Annotated in this window: 15 protein-coding genes; 10 read left to right on the plus strand and 5 right to left on the minus strand. The window is 63.6% G+C overall.

Features of this window, described 5'->3' with window-relative positions:
* The first annotated feature begins 25 nt into the window (after positions 1-25).
* From AC3WJP_RS10005 to AC3WJP_RS10020, 4 genes are all read left to right on the plus strand, one after another.
* Positions 26-1,069 carry an ABC transporter substrate-binding protein gene (locus AC3WJP_RS10005; protein WP_493720753.1) on the plus strand — a complete coding sequence of 348 codons (1,044 nt, stop codon included), beginning with the start codon at positions 26-28 and terminating at the stop codon, positions 1,067-1,069.
* On the plus strand, positions 1,066-2,790 hold the full coding sequence (locus AC3WJP_RS10010; RefSeq protein ID WP_493720754.1) for a diguanylate cyclase domain-containing protein: 1,725 nt from the start codon (positions 1,066-1,068) through the stop codon (positions 2,788-2,790). Before AC3WJP_RS10005 ends, AC3WJP_RS10010 begins: the two co-directional genes overlap by 4 nt.
* Positions 2,791-2,858: 68 nt before the next feature.
* The gene (locus tag AC3WJP_RS10015; RefSeq protein ID WP_493720755.1) at positions 2,859-3,260 is read left to right on the plus strand and encodes a VOC family protein; all 402 of its coding nucleotides are present in this window, start codon (positions 2,859-2,861) and stop codon (positions 3,258-3,260) included.
* 179 nt (positions 3,261-3,439) lie between these two features.
* On the plus strand, positions 3,440-3,826 hold the full coding sequence (locus AC3WJP_RS10020; protein WP_493720756.1) for an ester cyclase: 387 nt from the start codon (positions 3,440-3,442) through the stop codon (positions 3,824-3,826).
* Positions 3,827-3,889: 63 nt separating this feature from the next.
* On the opposite strand, the gene AC3WJP_RS10025 is transcribed toward AC3WJP_RS10020, so the two are convergent.
* Positions 3,890-4,051: a hypothetical protein gene (locus AC3WJP_RS10025; protein ID WP_493720757.1), complete on the minus strand. Its 162-nt coding sequence runs from the start codon at positions 4,049-4,051 to the stop codon at positions 3,890-3,892.
* 159 nt (positions 4,052-4,210) lie between these two features.
* Positions 4,211-5,107 (minus strand): DMT family transporter, encoded by an 897-nt coding sequence (locus tag AC3WJP_RS10030; RefSeq protein ID WP_493720758.1) that lies wholly within the window; start codon positions 5,105-5,107, stop codon positions 4,211-4,213.
* Between the two features lie 90 nt (positions 5,108-5,197).
* Between AC3WJP_RS10030 and AC3WJP_RS10035 the strand changes: the two genes are divergently transcribed.
* Positions 5,198-6,529: an aminotransferase-like domain-containing protein gene (locus AC3WJP_RS10035; RefSeq protein WP_493720759.1), complete on the plus strand. Its 1,332-nt coding sequence runs from the start codon at positions 5,198-5,200 to the stop codon at positions 6,527-6,529.
* A 95-nt stretch (positions 6,530-6,624) separates the two neighbouring features.
* Here AC3WJP_RS10035 and AC3WJP_RS10040 read toward each other — a convergent pair whose 3' ends face one another.
* A complete protein-coding gene (locus AC3WJP_RS10040) occupies positions 6,625-7,179 on the minus strand; it encodes a DsbA family protein (protein WP_493720760.1) in 555 nt (184 codons plus the stop codon).
* A 201-nt stretch (positions 7,180-7,380) separates the two neighbouring features.
* Here AC3WJP_RS10040 and AC3WJP_RS10045 point away from each other — a divergent pair, with 201 nt between their 5' ends.
* Together AC3WJP_RS10045 and mntP are read left to right on the plus strand one after the other, a co-directional pair.
* Positions 7,381-8,046, plus strand: coding sequence for an ATPase (locus AC3WJP_RS10045; protein WP_493720761.1), 666 nt, complete (start codon positions 7,381-7,383; stop codon positions 8,044-8,046).
* 253 nt (positions 8,047-8,299) lie between these two features.
* The gene (mntP, locus tag AC3WJP_RS10050) at positions 8,300-8,866 is read left to right on the plus strand and encodes a manganese efflux pump MntP (RefSeq protein WP_493720762.1); all 567 of its coding nucleotides are present in this window, start codon (positions 8,300-8,302) and stop codon (positions 8,864-8,866) included.
* Between the two features lie 9 nt (positions 8,867-8,875).
* Here the strand turns inward: mntP and AC3WJP_RS10055 are convergent, their stop codons facing one another.
* Together AC3WJP_RS10055 and AC3WJP_RS10060 are read right to left on the minus strand one after the other, a co-directional pair.
* Complete coding sequence (locus AC3WJP_RS10055) at positions 8,876-9,946, minus strand: diguanylate cyclase (RefSeq protein WP_493720763.1); 1,071 nt, start codon at positions 9,944-9,946, stop codon at positions 8,876-8,878.
* Positions 9,947-10,097: 151 nt separating this feature from the next.
* Positions 10,098-10,997, minus strand: coding sequence for a LysR substrate-binding domain-containing protein (locus tag AC3WJP_RS10060; protein ID WP_493720764.1), 900 nt, complete (start codon positions 10,995-10,997; stop codon positions 10,098-10,100).
* A 147-nt stretch (positions 10,998-11,144) separates the two neighbouring features.
* On the opposite strand from AC3WJP_RS10060, the gene ydiJ reads away from it, so the two are divergent.
* The 3 genes from ydiJ to AC3WJP_RS10075 all read left to right on the plus strand — a co-directional run bounded on the left by ydiJ (position 11,145) and on the right by AC3WJP_RS10075 (position 16,560).
* Positions 11,145-14,177, plus strand: coding sequence for a D-2-hydroxyglutarate dehydrogenase YdiJ (gene ydiJ, locus AC3WJP_RS10065; protein ID WP_493720765.1), 3,033 nt, complete (start codon positions 11,145-11,147; stop codon positions 14,175-14,177).
* 89 nt (positions 14,178-14,266) lie between these two features.
* Entirely contained in the window at positions 14,267-15,871 is a 1,605-nt protein-coding gene (locus tag AC3WJP_RS10070; protein WP_493720878.1) for a response regulator, read from the plus strand.
* The gene (locus tag AC3WJP_RS10075; protein ID WP_493720766.1) at positions 15,868-16,560 is read left to right on the plus strand and encodes a sensor histidine kinase; all 693 of its coding nucleotides are present in this window, start codon (positions 15,868-15,870) and stop codon (positions 16,558-16,560) included. Before AC3WJP_RS10070 ends, AC3WJP_RS10075 begins: the two co-directional genes overlap by 4 nt.
* The last annotated feature ends 152 nt before the right edge of the window (positions 16,561-16,712 follow it).

The following is a 16,712-nucleotide window of genomic DNA, read 5'->3' on the forward strand; positions in this document are numbered from 1 at the left end:
TATCGCGTGTCCCCGAGCTTCGCCCATGTCCTACTTGCGCCTCTTCTGGCTGGCCCTACTGCTGTTCCTCACCGCGACGCAGGTGCAGGCCGAAGAGCAGCGCACGCTGCGGGTGCTGACGTGGCCGGGATATGCCGACAGCGATGTGGTGCAGACTTTCGAGAAACGCTACAAGGTCAAGGTCGAAATCACCCTGGTGGGCAGCGACGAGGCCCTGCGCAGCAAGATCGGCGAGAACCAGGGGGGCAACTTCGACGTCATCGCCGCCAACACCGCCGAGATCCACAACTATATCGCGCAGGGGCTGTTGCAGCCGCTGGTGCCCGCGCGGGTCAGTAACACCGCGCAGCAACTGCCGCGTTTTCGGGATTACTCGCGCATTCCCGATATCCGTGTCAACGGCAAGCTGTATGCGGTCCCGTACGTGTGGTCCGATATGGGCCTGATCTACGATCGCAAGCAGTTCAGCCAGCCGCCGGACTCCCTCAACAGCATGTGGGACCCAGCGTTCCAGGGGCGCGTGCTGGCGTTCAACACCAGCAACCATAATTTCTCTCTGGCCAGCTTGTCCTTGGGTGGCGATCCGTTCCAGATCAAGCCTCAAGACTTCCCCAAGGTATCCGAGCGCCTGATTGCGCTGCGCCGTAACGTGCTGACTTTCTATACGCTGCCGGAAGAGGCCGCCGAACTGTTTCGCAGTCACGAGGCTGCGTTGATTTTCGCCAACTATGGCCGTCAGCAGCTTCGGCAATTGCAGGACGCAGGTGCCGACGTCGGCTACGTCATCCCCCGGGAAGGCGCGCTGGCGTGGCTCGACTGTTGGGCCATCAGCCAGGGTGCCCGGGATGCGGCGCTGGCGAGTCTGTGGATCAACTACATGCTCGAGCCGCAGGTGAGTGCTCTGCTCAGCGAACGTCAAGGGCTGGCCAACACCTTGCAGGACCCGGACGGCGCCAGTACCTCCAGCCACCTGATATGGTTGCGGCCGGTCGAAGACGACGCGCGCAGGGCCGCGCTCTGGCAGCGCATTCTGTCCGGTGAGCCGCCGCCGCTGCTGGAGGCGCGATGAAATTCGGTATCGCGTTCAAGCTGGGTTGCCTGATGGCGGTCTTCGGGATCCTGCCGACGGTGTTGGCGGGTTATTCGATCTACAACAACTCGCGCGAAGTGATGCTGCAGGCCGCCGAGCGCGATTTGCTCACCTCGGTGCAGGTGCTGGGACGCAACCTGCACAGCAGCTTGCGCAATATCTCCCTGGACGCCACGGTGCTGAGCAATGCGCCGCATCTGGCGAGCCTGGCCGCCGTCAGCGATCCGCGCCAGCGTGCCGGGGTGCAGGACGATCTGGCGGCGTCGTTCCGGGCGATGCTGATCGCCCATCCCGACTACATGCAGATTCGCTTGATCAGCGCCAGCGACCATGGCCTGGAATGGGTCCGACAGGACCGCGATGGTGGGCGCATCGTCCGGGTCGAGGGCACGGATCTGCAGGAAAAAGCCCATTATTCCTACGTGTTCGAGGCACTGCGCCTCAAGCCGGGCGAGGTGCGCATCTCGCCTATCGTGATCAATCACGAGCAGGGTGCGCACTCCGGGCTGGGCAAGCCGACGCTACACGTCAGCACGCCGGTGGTCGATGCCGCGGGCAAGGTCTTCGCGCTGATCGTCATCAACGTCGACCTCGATCAGCTGTTCACCCAACTGCAAAGCGATCTGCCGAGCGAATATCAGGTCTATCTGGCCAATCGCTGGGGCGATCTGCTGGTCCACCCGGATCACCGCCGCACCTTCGGTTTCGATCTGGGGCGGCGCTTGTTCCTGCAGGACGAGTTTCCCGATGTGGCTCAGTTGCTCGGCGACACCCGCGCCCATAGCCTGATCAGCCGCAGCGTCGAGCAGCCGCGGGAGGAACGCCTGGTGGCGGCCTTCGTGCGGCTGTCCAATGACACCCTCAACTCCGAGCCGTTCGTGGTGCTGGGGCTGGGCCAGCCACAGGCCCACGTGTTGGCGCAGGCCTCGCGGGCCGGCACCGATATCGCGCGCATTGCGCTGTTCTTCAGCCTGTTGGCGTTGCTGGTGGCGTTTATCGTGTCCCGCGCGTTGATTCGCCCGTTGCGCAACATGACCGATGCGGTCGAGCTGTTTTCTCGCGAGCGCAAGATCAGCGGCCTGGCACCGCGGCAGGACGAGCTCGGCGTGCTGGGCCGCAGCTTCCTGGCCATGAAGCAGGAGATCCTCAGCCAGCTCGAGGACTTGACCCGCAGCCGCGCCGCCTTCGAGCACCTGGCGCGCCACGATCCGCTGACCAATCTGCCCAACCGCCGCCGTTGCTTCGAGCTGCTGGACCAGGCGCTGGTGGCGGCGCGGCGCAATGGTCAGAAGATGGCCTTGCTGTTCGTCGATCTCGATCACTTCAAGCAGCTTAACGACCAGTACGGCCATGCCTTCGGCGATCAGGTGCTGGTGGCTGTCGCGCGACTTTTGACCTCGGCCAGTGACGGTGCCGATAACGTCGCCCGCCTTGGGGGTGACGAGTTCGTGATCTTCTTCGAGAACGTCCAGGACCCGCAGAAAATCGTCACGCTGTTGCAGCGCCTGCACCTGTGCCTGCAACTGCCGCTGCTGATTGGCGGCCATAGCGTGAATATCCACGCCAGCATGGGCGTCAGCCTGTTCCCGCGCGACGGGGAAGACATCAGCACGCTGATCCAGCATGCCGATCATGCGATGTACGAGGCCAAGAGCGCGGGCAAGAACCGTTATTCGTTCGATGTGGTGGATAGGGCCTAGGGCAAGCGAGCCGGGATGCTCCGCAGCGATCTAGACTGCATTCACCTACTGCACCTTGGGGAGACGCCATGTTCAGCCATATCCAGCTCGGCGCCCGGGATCTGCGCGCCATGATCGCTTTTTATGCCGCGGTGCTGCCCCATCTGGGCCTCATCCGCCTGCCGGACGAAGACGACGGCGGGCCGGCGGGGGCCGGGTGGCAGGCGCCCGACAGGCCGTGGCCGCAGTTCTACGTGCAGTTGCCCTACAACGGCCTGCCAGCCTCGCCCGGCAATGGCGTGCAAGTGAGCTTTGCCGCGCGCTCCCAAGAGCAGGTGCGCCAGGCTTGGCAAACCGCCATTGCCCTGGGCGCGACAGACGAAGGCGGCCCAGGGTTGCGGCCCCAGTATGCCGAGGATTATTACGGCGCCTATTGCCGCGATCCGGAGGGCAACAAGCTGTGTTTCGTGCATGCTGGCGGGCTTGAGTGATTCCACGTGCGTAGCACATTGTGGTTCGGTATTGAGCAGTTGCTGCCGCTTGCCGGCACCCGATCGGCGCTCCAAGGCAGCGTCGCCAGGCAATGAAGCGCGACAGATGGCCGTCCGCGCACCCCGCGTTTTTGCGATAGTGCCTGACGCTGTCATACCTATAAAAAGGGAATCATCGAATGCTCAAGCACGTTCTGGTCGACCGCTACCGCAGTTACATCGCTTGCCTGAACCAACAGGACTGGGCACACCTGGGCGAATTCGTCGACACGGACGTGTGTCACAACGGCCGATTGCTGGGCGTCAGCGGCTATCGGCAGATGCTTGAAAAGGACTTTGCCGACATCCCGGACCTGCATTTCAACATCGGCCTGCTGATGTGCGATCCGCCCTGCATCGCCGCTCGGCTGGAATTCGACTGCTCGCCCAAGGGCGAGTTTCTCGGCCTTGCGGTGAACGGCAAGCGGCTGTATTTCACTGAAAACGTCTTTTACGAGTACCGCGAGGGGAAGATCAGCAAGGTGTGGTCGGTCATCGACAAGGCGGCGATCGAGGCGCAGCTTTAGCTAGCCGCGTGAACCACGCCGGGAAGAAAAGCTGCCCTAGGGCAGCTCTCAGCAGCGCGGTGCTTAGCTCGCCAAGCGAGCGAGCGCCTCAATCTCAAGCCTTTCAATCAAGGCGATTTCGCTGAACGGGTTTCGATTGCCGGTCTTCTCCTGCACGCGTCGACGCGCCTCGGTTGCAAGGCGGGCCTCAATGACGGGCTTAGGTATGCGAGTAGGCTTCTTCATGGACACCTCTGTGTCTGCGCAGGCTGCGTCAATACTATTCGTCAAGCAAGGGCCCGACAAGTCGTTGGGCGAGGTCGAAACGGAAGCCCGATTCAGTTGCGAGCCCCGCAGAATATCGGCTGGCTGCGCCATTGCAGGGCTAGCATTTGATTCAGCACATTACCGCGAAAACCGCCTGGCCCCTGCCACGCAAGCGATCACCGCGACTGTCACCCCCACCATCCCGCTGCTGACTTGCTCGTGCAGCAACCCGGCGGCCAGCGCCAGGCCGAAGAACGGTTGCAGCAACTGCAATTGCCCTACCGCCGCGATGCCGCCCTCGGCCAGCCCGCGGTACCAGAACACGAAGCCGATCAGCATGCTGAACAGCGACACATAAGCCAGGCACCACCAGGCGCCGGTGCTGATCGAGCTCAAAGAAGAGGGCAGCAGCACGGCCGTCAGGGTAGCCATCATCGGCAACGCCAGCACCAATGCCCAGCAGATCACCTGCCAGCCGCCGAGGCTTCTCGACAGTTTCGCCCCTTCGGCGTAACCCAGGCCGCAGACGACGATGGCCAGCAGCATCAGCAGATCTCCCATGGGCGCAGCGCTCAGCCCCTGGCTGATGGCGAAGCCGACCACCAGGGCGCTACCGAGCAGCGAAAACACCCAGAACGCCCGCCGTGGCCGTTCACCGCCGCGCAGCACGGCAAAAATGGCGGTCGCCAGCGGCAGCAACCCCAGGAATACGATCGAATGAGCCGAGGTGACGTGCTGCAAGGCCAGCGCCGTGAGTAGCGGAAAACCCAGCACCACGCCGGCTGCCACCACGATCAGCGAACCCATCTGCGCCCGCGCCGGGCGTTGCGGCTTCAACAGCCACAGCAGCATCAAGGCCAGCAGCGCCGCGATGGCCGCCCGTGCCGACGTCAGGAACAACGGATCGAATTGCATGACGGCTACGCGCGTCGCCGGTAGCGAGCCGCTGAAGATCGCCACGCCGATCAAGCCATTGATCCAGCCGCGGGTGCTTTGGCTCAAGGCCGGTTTTTGCAGTCGAGAGGTCTGTTCCATAGCGCGCCCATGTGCTGACGGGGTTGTCAGGTACCCATCGTAGAAGCCAGTATCAGGACAATCAAAAAATTGTCATGGATACAGTTGCCGATGCCCTCCGCGCGTTACAAAACGTTGGTCGACACCCTCGCTGCCGATATTCGCGCCGGTCGACTGCCACCCGGTACGCGGCTGCCTACCCACCGGGACCTGGCCGTTCGCGAAGGCGTGGCACTGGTCACCGCCAGCCGGGTGTACAGCGAGCTTGAGGCCATGGGCCTGGTCAGTGGCGAGGCAGGGCGGGGGACTTTCGTCAGAGAGATTGCCTTGCCGGCCGGGCTGGGCATCGATCAGCAGGACGTCGCCGCTGGCATGATCGACCTGAATTTCAACTACCCTTCGCTGCCCGGACAGGCCGAGATGTTGCGCAAGGCGTTGCGCCAGTTGGCATTGTCCGGCGACCTCGAATCTTTGTTGCGCTATCACCCGCACGGCGGTCGGCTGCACGAGCGCGCGGCGGTGGCGCGGCACTTGAGTGATCGCTGCCTGCAGGTGCCCGCCGAGCAGGTATTGATCGTCAATGGCGCCCAACATGGCCTGGCCGTGGCGCTCATGGCGCTGCTGCAGCCCGGTGACGTGGTCGCGGCGGATGCCTTGAGCTATCCGGGGTTCAAGGTGCTGGCCGAGGCCCTGCGCCTGGAACTGCTGGCTATCCCTGTCACTACCAATGGGCCGGATCTGGATGCCTTCGATGCGCTCTGCCGGCGGCGCCCGGTGCGCGCGCTGTACAGCATGCCGACCTTGCACAATCCGTTGGGCTGGGTGATGCCTGCCGAGCAGCGCGAGCGACTGGTCGCCATCGCGCGTTTGCACGGTGTGCAGATCATCGAGGACGCGGCCTATGCCTTTTTGGCCGACGACCCACCCGCGCCCTTGGCGGCGCTGGCGCCGGAACGCACGCTGTACGTATCAGGCTTGTCGAAAAGCGTCGCCACCGGGTTGCGCGTCGGTTTCATCGCGGCGCCCGCTACGCGGATTGCGGCGCTGGAGCGCAGTATTCGCGCGACCGCCTGGAACACCGCCGGGGTGTTGACCGCGATTGCCACGGGCTGGCTGGAGGACGGCACCGTCACCGCGCTTGAGGCGCAAAAACGTGCCGATGCCCGAGTGCGGCAGGCCATCGCCGCGCAAGCGTTGGCCGGCCTGACGTGGCAAAGCCATCCGGCGTCGTACTTTCTGTGGTTGCCCTTGACCGAAGACGCCCGCGCCGATCAGGTCGCCATGGCGCTGATGCGCGAGCAGATTTGCGTCTCCACCGCCGAACCCTTCGCGATTTCGGCAGCGGTGCCCCACGCGCTGCGTCTGGCACTGGGCTCGGTCAGCTTGCCGACGTTAGGCGAGGCGCTGGCCAGGGTGAAGTGGGTTATCCAGGCCCATACCTGACTAGAGCGCAGGGCGTGGCAGTTCGAGCCATTTCAATACGCTCGGACGCTGCCATTTTTTCATGCAGGCACTCCCGCCGGGAATGCAGCCGACGCTTAATCCAGCTGAAGCTGCTTGACCCAGTCTTCCACCGAATCACCGCTGCCGATATTCGGCTGTATCAGGCCGTCGATCATGAAGGTCGGTGATACATGGATGCCGTTCTGACGTGAATATTTGCAGTGCCATTTGATGGTCTGTTCCAGCTCCGGCCGGGCGAAGGCTTCAGCCAGTTTGATCCCGCTGTAGGCTTCGAGGCGGGCGATGATGTCGTTGGGCGTGGCATCCATGTTCGGGCCGAAGGCATGTTTCTCGAACTCGAACTCTTCACGGTGGGCCGCAACCGCTGCCAGCACCGCCTTGGCCGACGCCTTGCCGCCCTCCAGGGTGGAGGCTGCCAGCACCGCGCGGGTGACCACCCCGGAATACAGATGCCAGGGTTGCGATTGCAGGCGGATCTTGAGCGTAATGCGTGCTTCACCGGCCAGGGTCAGCAAGGCATCGAGCTTATTGAAAGCGCGCACGGAGAAGGGGCAGGTGGGTTCGAGGAATACTTCAAAAACGCGCGGGCCATGGCCCCAGGTAAGTGCATCGGCGTGGAAGTTGGACATGATCGGGTCTCCTTGAATGGATAAGGTAATGGACGACATCTGCGGATGAAAGGTTTCAGGTATCGCGCAGATCCAGCGTGGGTAATAACCGTTCGCACCATTCATGCAATCGATAGTGACCATCAATTTTTGCAAGTTCTGTTTTTTTATAAAAGGAGGAGGATAGCCATATCACCACCGCGCTTGTGAAGGACACTTGCCATGAGGATTTCCACGCTGCTGACCCTGGTTGCCGTATTGACCGGAGCACTTGCCGCCACCGCCGGGGCCACCGGTCGGGACAACTGCCACTTGCAGCCCGTGGCCAACAGCCCTGTCACCCTCAAGTCATCACAGACCGTGGGCGTGCTCTACAGCGAAAACACCGTGGGTACTCTGGATTATCTGACGCGCTACCACGCCATGGCGCAGCAAGGCGCCCCGGGCAGCACGCTTGATACGCGTATCCGCAGCGCCTTCATTAACAGTTCCGATCCCCGTCTGGCCATCGACTGGCTGCAGGGGTCGCTGCAAAAGACCTTCGCCAAGGTCACCGTTTACGACAACCTCGACGCGCTGATGCAAGCCCATCCTGACGTCACGGTGATGCTCGACGCCTACAGCCAGTTGGTGACTCAACGCAACAGTCAGGTGGAGGCCCGCTACGTGGCGACCTTCTACGACGCCAATCTGCAGTACATCGGCAAAGCCGAGGGCGCCGGGGCGAAACAGATGTCCGCTGTGTGGGTACACGACAAGACCGCCGAACAGATCGCTGCCCAGATCGACCAACAACGCCAGTTGCAGATCAATGCCCTGCAGCAGTTCGATGGCTCCTTGCAGGCGCTGGTGGGCGCTGGCGAGGGAGCCCGAGTGGCAAGCAACTGATAGATCGGGTTGCCTGACTCTGACCAGATCCAGCCATGAAAATTGGCTGGATTTTTCATTTCAGGCTGTTATGATCGCGGCCTTCGTTGGGGAGTAACCTGCTTGCACAGCAACGTGTGAGCGTTCGTATCAACATTCTCGGCAGCATGCCGTGGTGCGAACACCGTTCCGGTTGGTGAGACCAGCGACACTTCCATGCCTAAAGTCGGGCGGGTGGAGGCGTCGTTGACTCATAGCCCGACTGGACGTAACCGTGAATCCCATTTCCCTCATTTTCCTGGCACTGGCCATGTCTACCGACGCTTTCGCGGCGGCCATCGGCAAGGGCTCCAGCCTGCACAAACCCCGTATTACCGAAGCGCTGCGCACCGGTTTGATCTTTGGTGTGATCGAAGCCATCACGCCCATGATCGGCTGGGCCGTCGGCCAGGCCGCGACCCGCTGGGTGCAGGATTGGGATCACTGGATCGCCTTCACCTTGCTGGTGATTCTAGGCCTGCACATGATCTACAACGGCGTGAAACACGACGACGAGGAACAAGAACAGAAGCCTGACCAGCACTCGTTCTGGATCCTAGCAGTGACCGCCTTCGCCACCAGTATCGATGCACTGGCGGTGGGCGTGGGCCTGGCTTTCGTCGAGGTCAATATCTTCGTCGCCGCTGCGGCGATCGGCCTCGCCACCATGACCATGGTGACCATCGGCGTGATGCTGGGGCGGGTGCTGGGCAACGTGGTCGGCAAGCGCGCCGAGATCATCGGCGGTGTGGTCTTGATGCTGGTGGGCGCGACCATTCTCTACGAGCATCTATCGGCCTGAGGCCAGCCGTTACAGCGGTGATGCCGTGCCACGCCCCAGTGCGGCGTTGGCCACGGTCACCGTGTTGCGCCCCGCGCTTTTGGCGTCGTACAGGGCCATGTCCGCTTCGTGCAGCCACATGTCCGGCGCTGCCAGGTGCGGGCCGTACGAAGCGATACCGATGCTCAGGCTCAAGGACAATTGCGGCAGCCCCGGGTATTCGAATTCGTGCACCGCATGGCGCAGGCGTTCGAGGATTTCCTGGGCTTGGGCGGATGTGGTGTCGGGCAATATCACGCAAAATTCATCGCCCCCGTAGCGGCCCACCAGATCGCTCTTGCGCAAATGGCTGGACAGCGTCTTGCTGACGGTGCGCAGGATCGCATCGCCCACCAGATGCCCGTAGGTATCGTTGATCTGCTTGAAGTGGTCGATGTCGATCAGCGCCATGCTGTTCTGCCGCTCACTGGCGCGGCAGCGGGTGAATTCGCGCAACAACAGGTCTTTCCAAGCGCCGTGATTGATCAAGCCGGTGAGGCTGTCGGTCTGGCTCAGACGTGCCAGGATGCGTTTGTGTTCCGCCAGTTGCTCGGTGACGCGGTAGCAGATCATGCCGATCGCCATCGGATAGATCAGCAGGATCGGCAAGCAGCCGAGCATCTGTGCATGGCTGGTGGGCGGGAACAGTGGCGGCCCGAACAGTCCGAACCCGACGGCGATCCCCAGCGCCTGCATGAGCAGGGTCTTGAACAGCATCCGCCAGCCGCCGGCGGCGATCTTGTCCATGGCAATCATCGACAGGATGATCACGCTCGGCAGCGGATTGAGCCCCATGATCCCGGCCCAGCAGCCCCCGGCGAAACCGTCGATCAACAGGTTGCGCTGCTCGGTGGGATAGGGCCGACGCGCGTTGCGCGAGATCAAAAAGGCCAAATGCGGCCACACGAACGCATGGGCGAACAGCAGTGCCCATAGCCACCAGGGCGGGTCCATGGGCCAGATACCGATGGCCACGCAAAAGAATCCCAGACCGGTGCCGACTGCGCGCGGCAGGTACATGCGCCGGGCGAACGAAAGGCCTTTGCGGGGTCGAGTTGTCATCGCGAATCACCGATTGATCCGGCCCGCTTCGAGGCGGTTCGGGCGCAGTGGAGGGAGCCGCAACGCCCGGGAAGCCAAGCGTGCGTGGACGGAAGGGTCATTGTGCCATCATTGTCTGCGCAAAAGCGACTCGCTGGGGATGAGCGCCATTTCAGCCTTCAGCAAATGAATGATCCAGCAGCCACTCCCTGAACGCCTTGAGCCCCGGCAGCTGCTGATAGGGCGCCGGATACGCCAGATAATAGCTGCGACCGCTGTCGGTGGGCGCATGCAGGGCTACCAGCGCGCCGCTGTCCAGCTCGTCCCGGACCAGAATGCTCGGCACCAGACCGATTCCGATGCCCGCCACCACCGCCTGAATCAAATGCGCCGTCAGCTCGAAACTTGGCCCGTTGCGCAGCGTCGCGGCGGGCGTCATGCCGATGCTCTCGAAATACTCGCCCCAGGCATGGGGGCGCGACACCACGTTGAGCAGCACCTGCTGAGTCAGGTCCTCAAGCGCCACCCGCTCGGGCAGCGCCGCCGGGCTGGCGACCACGACCATCTTTTCGGCCAGCAGGCGGTGCGCGACAAAGCCCGGCCAGTCACCCGAGCCGACGCAGATCAGCGCCGTCATGTCCCCGGCATCGCGGGACAGGTCGGCAGGGAATATGCGCGAATGGATGTGCACCAGGCTGTCCGGGTGCCGACCGTAGAACTCCGGCATGCGCGGCATCAGCCATTTCGACGCGAACGTCGGCAGCACGCCCAGGTGCAGCACGTCACCCTCGGCCTTGCGTGCGATGGTCTGCAGGGTGGCGCTGCGGATGCGTGCCAGGGCGCCGGCCAGCTCCTGTTGGTACAGGGCACCGGCGGCGGTCAGTTCGATATGCCGGCCGTCGCGCTTGAACAACGTCACTTCCAGCGATGCCTCCAACGCTTGCACCTGACGGCTCACCGCGCTCTGGGTCAGCGCCAGCTCATCGGCGGCCTTGGTGAAGCTGCAATGGCGAGCCGCTGCCTCGAAGGCCAGCAGCAAGGACATCGACGGAGTGAGGCGTTTGGGGTTCATTCATGAAACTCATGCAAAATCGACAGGAATTACGTTTGTTTTACCCTGCCGATCCCCGGAAAATCAAGCCGTCACCCTATAAAGCACGGGCCAGCCTGCCAGTCGGACCCCTGCATGGAATGCATTTGCCTGCCGAGACCGCCGACCATGATTGCCCACCTCCCGCTTCAATCGACCTTGCCGCAGCTTTATCAGGATTTCCTGCGCCATCTGGCTCGGGAGGGCTTCAAGGGCGAGATCGCCGACGATCTCGGCCTGCGCACGGTGCTGGCCACTGACAACTCCATCTATCAACGTCTGCCCCAGGCAGCACTGTTTCCTCGCGACGAAGCCGATGTGCAGTGCCTGGCACGCCTGGCTGGCCGGCCGCAATACCGTGCCGTGGTGCTTACCCCTCGCGGTGGCGGCACTGGCACCAACGGCCAGTCACTCACCGATGGCATCGTCGTCGATCTGTCGCGACACCTGAACAACATCCTCGAAATCAACGTCGAGCAGCGCTGGGTACGGGTGCAGAGCGGTGTGGTCAAGGACCAGCTCAACGCGGCGCTCAAGCCCCACGGGCTGTTCTTCGCCCCCGAATTGTCGACGTCCAACCGCGCCACCATCGGCGGCATGATCAGCACCGATGCCAGCGGGCAGGGCAGCTGCACCTACGGCAAGACCCGCGACCACGTGCTCGATTTACGCACCATCCTGCTCGACGGCACCGCGCTCGACAGCGGCCCGATCGACCCCGCCGCGCTGCACGCCGTCAGCGCCCGCGACGACCGTATCGGCGCGGTGTACCGCTGCGCCGCGCAGATCGCCGAGCAGGAAGCCGCGCGCATCGAGGCGATCTTCCCCAAACTCAACCGCTGCCTGACCGGCTATGACCTGGCGCACCTGCGCGACGGGCAGGGCCGGTTCAATCTCAACAGCGTGCTGTGCGGCGCCGAAGGGTCGCTGGGGTTCATCGTCGAAGCGCGGCTGAACCTGTTGCCGATCCCGCGCCATTCGATCCTGGTCAACGTGCGCTACGCCGGTTTCATGGAGGCGCTGCGCGACGCCAACGCGCTGATGGCGCACAAGCCGCTGTCGATCGAGACCGTCGACTCCAAGGTGCTGCTGCTGGCCATGCAGGACATCGTCTGGCATGGCGTGGCCGAGTATTTTCCGGCCGACCCGCAGACGCCAACCCTGGGCATCAACCTGATCGAGTTCAGCGGCGACGATCAGGCCGAGCTCGAACAACGCGTGCACGACTTTATCCAGCACCTTGAAACCGACACCTCGGTGGTGCGCCTGGGGCATACCCTGGCGATCGGCGCCCAGGCGGTGGGTAAGGTGTACGGCATGCGCAAGCGCGCAGTGGGCCTGCTGGGCAACGTCGAGGGGGAGGCGCGGCCACAGCCGTTCGTGGAGGACACGGCGGTACCGCCGGAAAACCTCGCCGAGTACATCGCCGAGTTCCGCGCGTTGCTGGACAGCCACGGTCTGCAATACGGCATGTTCGGTCATGTCGATGCCGGCGTGTTGCACGTGCGGCCGATCCTCGACATGAAAGACCCCGCCCAGGCGGCGATGATCCGGCCGTTGTCGGATGCCGTCGCGGCCCTGGCGCAAAAGCATGGCGGGCTGCTGTGGGGCGAGCACGGCAAGGGCCTGCGCTCGCAGTACGTGCCGGCGTATTTCGGCGAGTTGTACCCGGCGCTGCAGGCGCTGAAAGCAGCCTTCGACCCCGGCAACCAGCTCAACCCCGGCAAGATCGCTACCCCCGCCAGCGTCCCCGAAGCGCGACTCACTGCCGTCGACGAGGTGACCCTGCGCGGCGAACTGGACCGCAGCATCGATGAGCGCGTGTGGCAGCACTACCAATCTGCCGTGCACTGCAACGGCAATGGCGCCTGCTACAACTTCGACCCCAACGACGCCATGTGCCCGTCCTGGAAGGCCACGCGCAACCGCATTCACTCGCCCAAAGGCCGCGCCTCGCTGATTCGCGAGTGGCTGCGGCGCCAGGGCGAGCAGGGCGTCAATGTGCTGGACGGCGCCGCCAAGGCGCATCCGTTGCTGGCGCGGCTATGGCATACCTTGCGCGGTCGCGGTGATTTCTCCCACCAGGTCTATGACGCCATGGCCGGTTGCCTGGCGTGCAAGTCCTGCGCGGGGCAGTGCCCGGTCAAGGTCAACGTGCCGGATTTTCGCGCGCGCTTTCTCGAGCTGTATCACAGCCGCTATCTGCGCCCGCTCAAGGATTACCTGATCGGTTCGCTGGAGTTCAGCATCCCGCACCTGGCGCGCTTTCCCCGTGCCTACAACGCGATCATGGCGGCCGCGCCGGTGCGCTGGCTGCTGGAGCACGGTGCGGGCATGGTCGACAGCCCGCTGCTGAGCGCCGTCGACTTCCAGGCGGTGTGCAACCGCTGGCAGGTGAAGCTGGCCACCCCGCGTGCGCTGGCGGCGCTGTCAGAGGCCGAGCGTGAGCGCAGCGTGGTGCTGGTCCAGGATGCCTTTACCCGCTATTTCGAGACGCCACTGTTGGCCGAGTGGCTCGAGACCCTCTCGCGCCTGGGCTATCGGGTCTGGCTGGCGCCCTTCATGGCCAACGGCAAGCCCTTGCAGGTGCAGGGCTTTCTCGACGCGTTCGCCAAGGCTGCGCGGCGCAACGCCCAGAGCCTGCTGCAGTTGCAGGCCTGTGGCGTGCCGCTGGTGGGCCTGGACCCGGCCATGACCCTGGTCTATCGCCAGGAATACGCGAAGACACTGGGCAGCGAACATGCCCCCCAGGTGGCGCTGCCCCAGGAGTGGCTGGCCAGCGTGTTGCCCAAGGCATCGGCTGCCGCGCTGGGCGAAACCTGGCAGTTCCTGCCGCACTGCACCGAGAAGACCAACGCCCCGAGCAGCATCGAGGCCTGGCGCCAGGTGTTCGAGAAGTTCGGTGCCCGCCTGGAGGTGCTCGCCAGCGGTTGCTGCGGGATGTCCGGCACCTACGGCCACGAAGCCCGCAATGTGCAGACCTCCCAGGTGATCTATGGGCAATCCTGGCAGCCTCTGGTTGCCAGGCATGGCGATCAGGGCCGGTTGCTGGCGGATGGGTACTCGTGCCGCAGCCAGGTCAAGCGTCAGGACGGCCGCAGTCTGCAGCATCCATTGCAGGTGTTGTTGGCGCATTTGCGCGCCGGAGTGTCCGCGCAGTGAGCTAGCCTCAAGAAGTACCGTACCGTGCCGATATGGACTCTATTGCAAAGCCCCGGCCGGTACCTTGTGGCCTTTCTGACAGGATGCTGATCTTGGCGTACAACCAAAAAAAGTTTCTGATCGTTGATGACTTCTCCGATTTCCGTAGCTCGGTGCGTTCGATGCTGCGCGATCTGGGGGTCAAGGACGTGGACACCGCGGACACCGGCGAACAGGCCCTGAAGATGTGCGCGGCCAAGCGCTACGACTTCATCCTGCACGACTTCAACCTCGGCGACGGTCGCAAGAACGGCCAGCATGTGCTGGAAGACCTGATGGTCGACAAGCTGCTGAGCCGCGAGTGCGTGTTCATCATGGTCACCGCCGAGAACACTCAGGCGATGGTCATGAGCGCCCTGGAATGGGAGCCGGACGCCTACCTGACCAAGCCGTTCAACCGCGCCGGCCTGGCCCAGCGGCTGGACAAGCTGGTGCAGCGCAAGACGTTGCTCAAGCCGATCCTGCAGGCGCTGGACCGCGGCAAGCCCGCCGAAGTGCTGACCGCCTGCACGCAACTGACCCAGCAGGATCAGCGCTACGCCCCGCTGTGCCTGCGCTATCAGGCCGATGCGCTGCGCGACCTCAATCAGCACGACGCGCTGGAAAAACTGCTCAAGACCATCCTCGCCGATCGGCCCACGCCCTGGGCGTACCGGATGCTCGGCACGCTGCTGTTCAAGCGCAACAAGATCGCCGAGGCGCAGGGCGTCTACGAACGCGCGCTGGAGGCTTTTCCGATGTTCCCCGCGCTCTACGATGGCCTGGCCGACGTGCTGGTGTCCGCCGGTGAAGTGCGTCGCGCGCAACGGGTGCTCGAAGACGCCGTCAAGCTGTCGCCGCTGGCGGTGCGCCGCCAGAGCCTGCTGGGGCGGCTGGCGTTCGAGAACGAAGACTTCGAAAGCTCGACTCGCGCTTACCGCAGCGCCGTGTCGCAAGGGCAGCATTCGCGATTCAAGAATCCGGAGACCAATCTCGGCTTCGCCAACGCGCTGCTCAACAAGAATGGTGATCAGGGCCTCGATGCCCGCAGCCGCATCGAACTTAACAACACCCTGGGCGAAGTCGCCAAGGAGCACGGCAACGACGAGGGGCTGCAGATTCGTACCCGCCTGATGACCGCCACCAGCCTGCAGAAATCCGACCCCGAGGCTGCCGCCAAGCTGACTCAAGAGGCCATGGAGCGTCTGCAGCGCATGGACGACTTCATGACCTCCGGCGCGGCGCTCACGGTCGCTACCCAGCTGCAGAATCTCGGCCAGCCCGGTGCTGCTGCTGGAGTCTTGAAAAGCTGCGCCGAAATCTACGGCGACGACCCGCAGGTCATGATGCGCATCGCCGCCAAGACCGACGATCCGCAAATCCTCGGCGCCAACAAGCTGGCCATCGACTACAACCTGCAAGGCGTGCGCGCCTACAAGGCGGGCGAAATCGATCAGGCCCGGGAGCTGTTCCGCAAGGGGCTTGGGCTGCAGCCGAAGAACATCAGTATCGCCCTCAACCTGGCGCAGGCGTTGCTGCCGGGCAAAGGCGAGGAACAGGACCTGAGCAAGCTCAAGGAGTGCCAGAACTGCCTGCGCATGGTCGGCAAGATGCCGCACACCGACCCGCGCTTCGAGCGTTTCCAGAAACTGCAGATCAGGGCGTTCGGCGCATGAGCGAATCGCAAGCGGGTCTGGATTTTTCCATGGTCATCGCCTCGACTGTGCACGACATGAAAAACGCCCTGACCACGGTCATGCGCGCCCATGCGCAATGGCTTGACCGCTTGCCCGAGGCGCAGCGCCACGATCCCGAACGCGCGGTCATCGATTACGAATTCGCCCACCTCAACGGCATGATGGTGCAGCTGCTGGGCCTCTATAAGCTGGGGGTCAATCAACTGCCGTTGCGCCCCGATTACCACGAGCTGGACGACTTTATCGGTGCGCAGCTGGCGGGGCATCAGGAGGTGCTCGACAGCCGCGGCATCAGCGCCACGAGCGAGGTCGATGAGTTCTGCCCGCTGGGCTTTTTCGACCGCGAGCTGATCGGCTCGGTGGTCGCCAATATCCTCATCAACGCCATTCGCTATGCGCGCCATGCGATTGCCGTCACGGTCCATGAAGAGCAGGGGCAACTGGTGCTGAGCATCAACGACGACGGCCCGGGTTATCGCACCGAGATGATCGAGCGCCAGTCCGATTACGTGCAGGGCATCAACCTGGTGAGCGGCAGTACCGGGCTGGGCCTGTATTTCGCCGCGCGCATCGCTGAACGCCATCAGCGCAACGGCGTGCAGGGCCGGATCGAACTGGCCAACGGCGGAGCGCTGGGCGGTGGGTTGTTCACGCTTTACCTGCCTTGAAGCCAATACCCCGAGGTCATCTCACCCCTGTGGCGAGGGGGCTTGCTCCCGATACGGCGTGTCAGTCACCCCGTCAGTGCCTGACACACCGCATCGGGAGCAAGCCCCCTCACCACAGGGCGGCAGTTCGATACGGCGTGTCAGTCACCCCG

The organism is Pseudomonas sp. GW821-FHT01A09 (assembly GCF_058986725.1).